The sequence below is a fragment of the Mesorhizobium sp. M7A.F.Ca.CA.004.12.1.1 genome, assembly GCF_003997835.1.
In the GTDB taxonomy this organism is placed as follows: domain Bacteria; phylum Pseudomonadota; class Alphaproteobacteria; order Rhizobiales; family Rhizobiaceae; genus Mesorhizobium.
Map to the genome: position 1 here is coordinate 1 of NZ_RZRK01000331.1, position 6,422 is coordinate 6,422.

Genomic DNA, 6,422 nt, shown 5'->3' on the forward strand with positions numbered 1-6,422 from the left:
ATTTTCAGGAAGCGTTTTCCCTTGCACGCGAGATTGCCAAGTAACGCCGGATCTCTTTTGATCGCGGCAATTTCAGGCCGGGCGCTGGCCGCCGCCGCGCGTCGCGCCGGCTATCGTCCGCTGGTTGCCGATTTCTTTTGCGATACGGACACCGTCGCGCTCGCCGAACGTGCGACGATGCTGCCGGGCGACCTGCAGAGGGGCATCGACGGCGAGCGCATCGTCGACACGCTTCGGCGATTGGCTGGCGACGACCTGCCGGTCGCCATTATCCTGGGCTCAGGGTTTGAGCGGATGCCTGAGACCGTGGACGAGATCGCGCGACACTTTCCGCTCGCAGGCAATGGCGGCGCCGCAATCCGCAGGATCAAGGATCCGCAGTTGCTGGCCGATGATTGCGCCGAACTTGGCATCCCGCATCCGCAATCGCGATGGGACCAGCCGCCTGATCGGGAGAACTGGGTGGTCAAGACCGCGGGCGGCGCCGGCGGCGGGCACGTCAGACGAGCAGCCGGAGAAAGCCCGATCGCCGGCCGCTATTTCCAGCGCTTCGTTGCCGGACGCAGCATCTCGGCCCTGTTCGTCGGCAACGGGCAAACCGCGCACGTCGTGGGCTTCAGCCAACAATGGACGTCCCCCTCCCCGACAGCGCCCTATCGCTATGGCGGCGCCGTGCGGTTGAGACGCTTCGATCGCAGACAGGCGGGGGTGATCGGCGGTTGGCTCTCAAGTCTGACGCGGCGCGCCGGCCTGGTTGGATTGTGCAGCGCCGATCTTATCCGCGGGCCGGACGGCTACAAGTTCATCGAGATCAATCCGAGGCCAGGCGCCACCCTCGACATTTTCGACGATGTCGACGCGCCATTGATCGAAGCGCATCTGCGCGCCGCGACGGGTCAGGTCTTCCGCTTGCCGCGCTTCGTCGATTCGATGGCGTCGATGGTGACTTACGCCGCGACGCCAATCACTCACTTTCCGTCGATCGCCTGGCCTGAATGGACAGCGGACCAGCAGTCGGCTGGCACCCGTCTGATTGCCGGCGACCCTGTCTGCACGGTCTTCGCGCGCGGGCCGAGCGCCCAATCGACCAAGCGACTCATCAAGGGACAAGCCAGTCAATTGCAACTCCAATGGGAAGGAGACCGGACATGAAAGACGGTTCGGCATTCCTGAACGACAATGCACAGCGCATCGTTGACGGCATGATCGGCGACGCCGAACGCCTGCGCATCGTCGTTTCCAGGGGGCCATTGGGCGAGCGCCTGATCGATGCCGGCGCCAAGACCGTAGGCAGCGTCGAAGCCGGGCTGCGCATGGCTGAGGCCGCGATGGGCGGTCTCGGCAGCGTTTCTGTGTTCATGGATCGCGCGTCACAGCAATGGCCGTTCACTGTCGAAGCGCGATCTTCGCAGCCGGTGCTAGCCTGCCTGGGCAGCCAGTATGCGGGCTGGAACCTGTCTGGCCAGGACTATTTCGCGATGGGATCTGGGCCGGCGCGCGCCCTCGCCCGGGTCGAACCGCTGTTCGAAACACTTTCCTATCGCGACATCGCATCGTCCGCGGTGCTTATCCTTGAGACGGCCGAACCGCCTCCCCGCGCGATCGTTGAGAAAGTGGGCAAGGCAACTGGACTGGCGATGGAAAAGCTCACCTTCCTCTATGCGCCGACACAAAGTCTTGCCGGCAGCGTGCAGATCGTTGCGCGCGCGCTCGAGGTTGCCCTGCACAAGATCAACGATCTCAAATTCCCGCTGGAGAACGTTGTCGACGGCATCGGAACGGCTCCGATCCCCGCCCCCCATCCGGATTTCCTGACCGCCATGGGCCGAACCAACGATGCCATCATCTATGGCGGCAGCGTCCAGCTCTTCGTGAAAGGATCGGCGAAAGAGGCTGGCAAACTCGCGGAAAAACTTCCCAGCAGCGCCTCACGGGACTACGGCCAACCCTTCGCCGAGATCTTCGCGCGGTTCAAGGGCGATTTCTATGCCATCGACCCGCTGCTGTTCAGCCCGGCCGAAGTGATCGTGACAGCGATCGAAACCGGCGATACGTTTCGCGCCGGTCGGCGTGATCTGAAAATGCTCGAACGAAGTCTCGGCTAGAGCATGGCGGTGCCAAGGGATTCGTCCGTCATTCGCCTGCCCGACGACTGCATTTCGTGCAGCCCCGTCGCGGACGCGGCCATTGGGGCGCGGAATCGCTCACGCCTCTTAGGTTCCCGCACCCGAGGCGCCACATGATCCCTCGCATCCTGATCGTCAGCGACAAAGTGGACACTGGTTCGAACGGCCTGGCGGCAGGACTTGGTCGGAGAGGCGCCGCCGTTGCAGCCGTGCCGCTGGCAGCGATCGCATTCGACACCAGCAGCCCGAGCGGACTTTCGATCCCCGGCTTCGGCGGCACGCTGCCCGACGCCGTGCTCGTTCGTTCCATCGCCGCCGGATCGTTCGAAGCGATTACCCGGCGCCTCGGCATGCTGCACGCGTTAAGCAGACTGTCGGTTCCCGTGTGGAATTCCGCGCAGGCGATCGAGCGCTGCGTCGACAAGTCGATGACGACATTCCTCTTGAAAAATGCCGGCCTGCCTACGCCACGCACCTTTGCCGTGGAAGGACTTGCCGTCGCCGAGGAGATCGCGGCGCAAGAGCTTCCGCGGGGACCGCTGGTGCTGAAACCCTTGTTCGGAGCGCAAGGCCGCGGGATAAAGCTGATCCGCACGCTGTCGGACCTGCCGGCCGCAGAAGAGGTGAACAGCGTCTATTACCTCCAGCAATATGTGTCGCGTGCCGGTCCGCCTTTCCGGGATTTTCGCGTCTTTGTCTGCGCCGGCGAGACCGTGGCGATGATGAGCCGCATCAGCGACGACTGGATCACGAACGTCAACCGGGGCGGCGTGCCGGAACAGGTTTCCCAATATGGCAAGGCGGAACTGGCCTCGCTGGCTGTCGCCGCGTCAGCCGCGGTCGGCGCGGATTTTGCCGGCGTGGACATCGTGCGGGATGACGACGGCAATCTGTTCATACTCGAAGTGAACAGCATGCCCGCCTGGTCGGGATTGCAATCGGTGGTCGCCGTGAATATCGCCGAGGCAATCGCCGATGCCTTGCTGAAGCTCCTGGCCGACCGTGCCGAAGCGGCCGCCGCGCCGCGGCCCTATCGTTTTACCGCGCCTGCGAATTCGTGAGGGCCAGTAGGATGGCGGTTTCGCGCGAACGCCTCCGGGCCAGTTACAAGGATGCCTGCAGGATGGAGATCGAAGCCCTCAAACCGGGCAACGTCCATCTGTTCGCCGACGGACACGGCATGTCCGCCGCCCAGTTCATGATGAGTGCGGAGGTTTCTTCCGGGCCGCTGACCGATCCTCGTCTGCCGGTCGGACAGCGCATGCTGGAGGCCGTGCGCGCGACCCGACTGGCGGTCGCAACCAATACCAATCTCGGAATCATCCTTCTGGCAGGGCCACTGATATGCGCCGCCGAAATGGGCGGTGACAGACTGCAGGACAATCTCGACTTGCTGCTTCGGGCTTTGAGCGTGCAGGATACCAAGGCGGTATTCGAGGCGATTGTCACGGCCGCGCCAGGCGGCCTCGGAGAAGCCGCCAACGATGTGCGGCAGGAGCCGAAGGTTCATTTGCTGGACGCGATGCGGGAGGCCGCCGACCGCGACATGATCGCCCGCCAGTACGGCAGCTGTTTCGGCGACGTGTTCGGGGTCGGGCTCGCCACGCTGGATGGAGCGTTGGCACGCGAAGAAACGGGCATGTGGCCGACGGTATTCGTCTACATGGCGTTTCTCGCCGGCTTCCCCGACAGCCATGTGATGCGCAAGCACGGCGTTGACGTCGCAAATCAAGCGCGGCAGGAAGCCGTTGCCGTTCAGGCGGCGCTCCATGCCGAGGGCGACGAGCCGTCGCGCATTCGCCTGCTCATGGAGTTCGACCGCCGGCTGAAGGCCGACAACATCAATCCCGGCACCTCGGCCGACCTCACCGTGGCTACTCTTTTAGTCCACACCCTCGCCCTCACCTTGCATAATCGCGGCGTTGGTGCTTGACTTCCAAAAGCGGAAGCTGTGCTTCCGCGGCTATCTAGCCAACCGGTCCGGGCAAATCCGGACGCTGCCAACAAGGATAGCTGTCCATCGAGCGCCTGCTCGGTTGCAGCGTCCGTGGACATCATAATTGTGTCTTGGAGGAAATTGGCATGGCAAAAATCTCAAAGGTTATGGTCGGTGAATCGCTGGTGGGAGACGGCAACGAAGTCGCGCATGTCGACCTGCTCATCGGCCCGCGGGGGAGCGCGGTCGAAACGGCATTCTGCAACGCGCTTACCAACAACAAGGACGGCTTTACTTCGCTTTTGGCGGTGATCGCGCCCAATCTTCAATGCAAACCCAACACCGTGATGTTCAACAAGGTCACGATCAAGGGCGCCAAGCAGGCGGTCCAGATGTTCGGCCCGGCGCAGCACGCCGTGGCAAAGGCCGTGCAGGACAGCGTTGCGGACGGGACCATTCCGGCCAACGAAGCGGACGACGTGTTCATCTGCGTCGGGGTGTTCATCCATTGGGACGCGGCGGACGACGCCAAGATCCAGAAATACAATTACGAGGCGACAAAGGAAGCTATCCAGCGCGCCGTTGCAGGAACCCCGACCGCCGCCGAAGCAACGGCCCAGCGCGACAAGGTCAAGCATCCGTTCGCAGCCTAGACAAGAGACAGCCCCGCACAGGAAAAACCCTCTTCTGAGACGGATGGTCTGTTGCGCCGGCTGAAAAAAGTTCTGGGCTTTTGAAACGTCACCTCCCGAAGGGCGCACGTCCTTCGGGAGTCGACGAGCAACGATGATCAGGCGCCGAGTGACGCGAGGCGGCCGGGTGTGAGCGTAGCGTTGTGCAATGAGGTTGCGACCAGCGCCGCGGCGACACCCATCGCGGACAAGGCGCTGATGTCGGCCTCATCTCGGACGCCGCCGGCCGCGATGACGGCGCGATTTCCGGCCTTGGCCTTGACCTCCTGCAACCGCCCGAAGTCAGGACCGGCGGCCGCACCGACCTTGGCCAGCGTCATGACAATCACCTTTTGCGGCCAAAGCTCGGGCTCATCGAGAAGAGAACGCGGTCCGCAAAAACTATCGCCGACGAAATCAAGGGACAGGATGAGATCGGGATGATCGCGAAAACGCCGCAGCAACATGTCGTCCCGCTGCGATTCAGAGCCCAGAACAGGAGACAGCGAGCGTTCGGCAAGCGCCGCCAAAAGTGTCTTCTCGTCGGCCACGCCGGCATCGACCCAAAGTTCCGGCGGCTCCGCCATCGTCCTCAGCCGGGCGAGTGCGTCGCTGTTTGGCGCTCCGCCTTCGATAGCGTCCAGATCTGCGATGTAGAAGGTCGAAAAAGGATAAAGCCCACGCAGTCCTTCAGCGACCGCGACGACATCAGGGCTTCGGCTGAGCGGCGTAACGATCGGCCTGTAGCGATCGCGTTTTCCCTGCTGGGCGCGAACCACCACGCCGTCTTTCAGGTCGAGAACCGGAATAATACGCAACGTTTTTTTCACCGACCAATTGCCCCCGTCATGAAAGCTTGAAGCGTGGAAAAAAGAAAGGGCATCATTGCCGGTTTCGACATTGGCGGCGCGCATCTGAAGGTGACCCGCGCACAAGACGGTCGCATCGTCGAGGCGGTAACGATCGCAACGCCGCTCTGGCAAGGCCTGCACAAGCTGGCTTCAGCCCTCGACGAAACGGCTCCGATCTACGCGGGTGCGGATCTCAACGCATTCACCATGACAGGCGAACTGTCGGACATCTTTCCGTCCCGCGATGTCGGCGTAGCGGCTCTGCTGGGTCAGATTTCCACCCATTTCCCCACAGACAAAAAGCTGGTCTATGCCGGACCATCCGGTTTCGTCGGGGTCGAGCAGGCAGCGCAGTTAGGCGCCGATGTGGCTTCTGCCAATTGGCACGCGACAGCCTTGTTGGTGGCAAAACTCGCCGGCGATGCCCTGTTCGTCGACATGGGCTCCACCACCACCGATATCATTGCCATCAAGAACGGCGCCGTGGCCAATGACGGCTACACCGATGCCGGACGGCTTCTAACCGGCGAATTGGTCTATACCGGCTTTACCAGGACATTCCTGTTCGGCGTAGCCTCGTCGGCTCCCGTCCATGGCAGGCTAACGCCGCTGATGAACGAGTATTTCGCCTCGATCGCCGACGCGCACCGCATCCTGGGCGTGCTCGACGAGGACGACGACAGGCACCCTCCCGCCGACGGCAAGGAAAAGACCGTGGACGGCTCGATCGCGCGGCTGGCGCGCATGGTGGGGCGCGACGCCACTGACCTGACCCCGCCGGAATGGGGTGAAGTCGCGCGCTGGTTCAGCGAGCAGCAACTGCGCAAAGTGCACGATC

General features: G+C 62.9%; 7 protein-coding genes. 6 read left to right on the forward strand and 1 reads right to left on the reverse strand.

Going from position 1 to position 6,422, the window contains the following annotated elements:
• From EN984_RS18260 to fae, 5 genes are all read left to right on the forward strand, one after another.
• A partial coding sequence (locus tag EN984_RS18260) for an ATP-grasp domain-containing protein (protein ID WP_348630231.1) occupies positions 1–1,152 on the forward strand: 1,152 nt, incomplete at its 5' end.
• Complete coding sequence (gene mch / locus EN984_RS18265; protein ID WP_127269832.1) at positions 1,149–2,105, forward strand: methenyltetrahydromethanopterin cyclohydrolase; 957 nt, start codon at positions 1,149–1,151, stop codon at positions 2,103–2,105. The genes EN984_RS18260 and mch, both read left to right, overlap by 4 nt.
• A gap of 134 nt (positions 2,106–2,239) precedes the next feature.
• Positions 2,240–3,187 (forward strand): RimK family alpha-L-glutamate ligase, encoded by a 948-nt coding sequence (locus EN984_RS18270; RefSeq protein WP_127269834.1) that lies wholly within the window; start codon positions 2,240–2,242, stop codon positions 3,185–3,187.
• Positions 3,188–3,198: 11 nt separating this feature from the next.
• On the forward strand, positions 3,199–4,059 hold the full coding sequence (locus tag EN984_RS18275; protein WP_127269836.1) for a triphosphoribosyl-dephospho-CoA synthase: 861 nt from the start codon (positions 3,199–3,201) through the stop codon (positions 4,057–4,059).
• A 149-nt stretch (positions 4,060–4,208) separates the two neighbouring features.
• On the forward strand, positions 4,209–4,715 hold the full coding sequence (gene fae, locus EN984_RS18280; protein WP_013532036.1) for a formaldehyde-activating enzyme: 507 nt from the start codon (positions 4,209–4,211) through the stop codon (positions 4,713–4,715).
• A 137-nt stretch (positions 4,716–4,852) separates the two neighbouring features.
• Here the strand turns inward: fae and EN984_RS18285 are convergent, their stop codons facing one another.
• Positions 4,853–5,647: a HisA/HisF-related TIM barrel protein gene (locus tag EN984_RS18285; protein WP_236382789.1), complete on the reverse strand. Its 795-nt coding sequence runs from the start codon at positions 5,645–5,647 to the stop codon at positions 4,853–4,855.
• On the opposite strand from EN984_RS18285, the gene EN984_RS18290 reads away from it, so the two are divergent.
• Positions 5,597–6,422, forward strand: an 826-nt coding sequence (locus EN984_RS18290) for a hydantoinase/oxoprolinase family protein (RefSeq protein ID WP_127383868.1), incomplete at its 3' end; no start/stop codon positions are given. The two genes, EN984_RS18285 and EN984_RS18290, sit on opposite strands and share 51 nt — an antisense overlap.

Coding starts and splice junctions, on each gene's coding strand:
- mch (WP_127269832.1), top strand. CDS start 1,149: ATGAAAGACGGTTCGGCATTCCTGAACGACAATGCACAGCGCATCGTT.
- EN984_RS18270 (WP_127269834.1), top strand. CDS start 2,240: ATGATCCCTCGCATCCTGATCGTCAGCGACAAAGTGGACACTGGTTCG.
- EN984_RS18285 (WP_236382789.1), bottom strand. CDS start 5,647: ATGCGCGCCGCCAATGTCGAAACCGGCAATGATGCCCTTTCTTTTTTC.
- fae (WP_013532036.1), top strand. CDS start 4,209: ATGGCAAAAATCTCAAAGGTTATGGTCGGTGAATCGCTGGTGGGAGAC.
- EN984_RS18275 (WP_127269836.1), top strand. CDS start 3,199: ATGGCGGTTTCGCGCGAACGCCTCCGGGCCAGTTACAAGGATGCCTGC.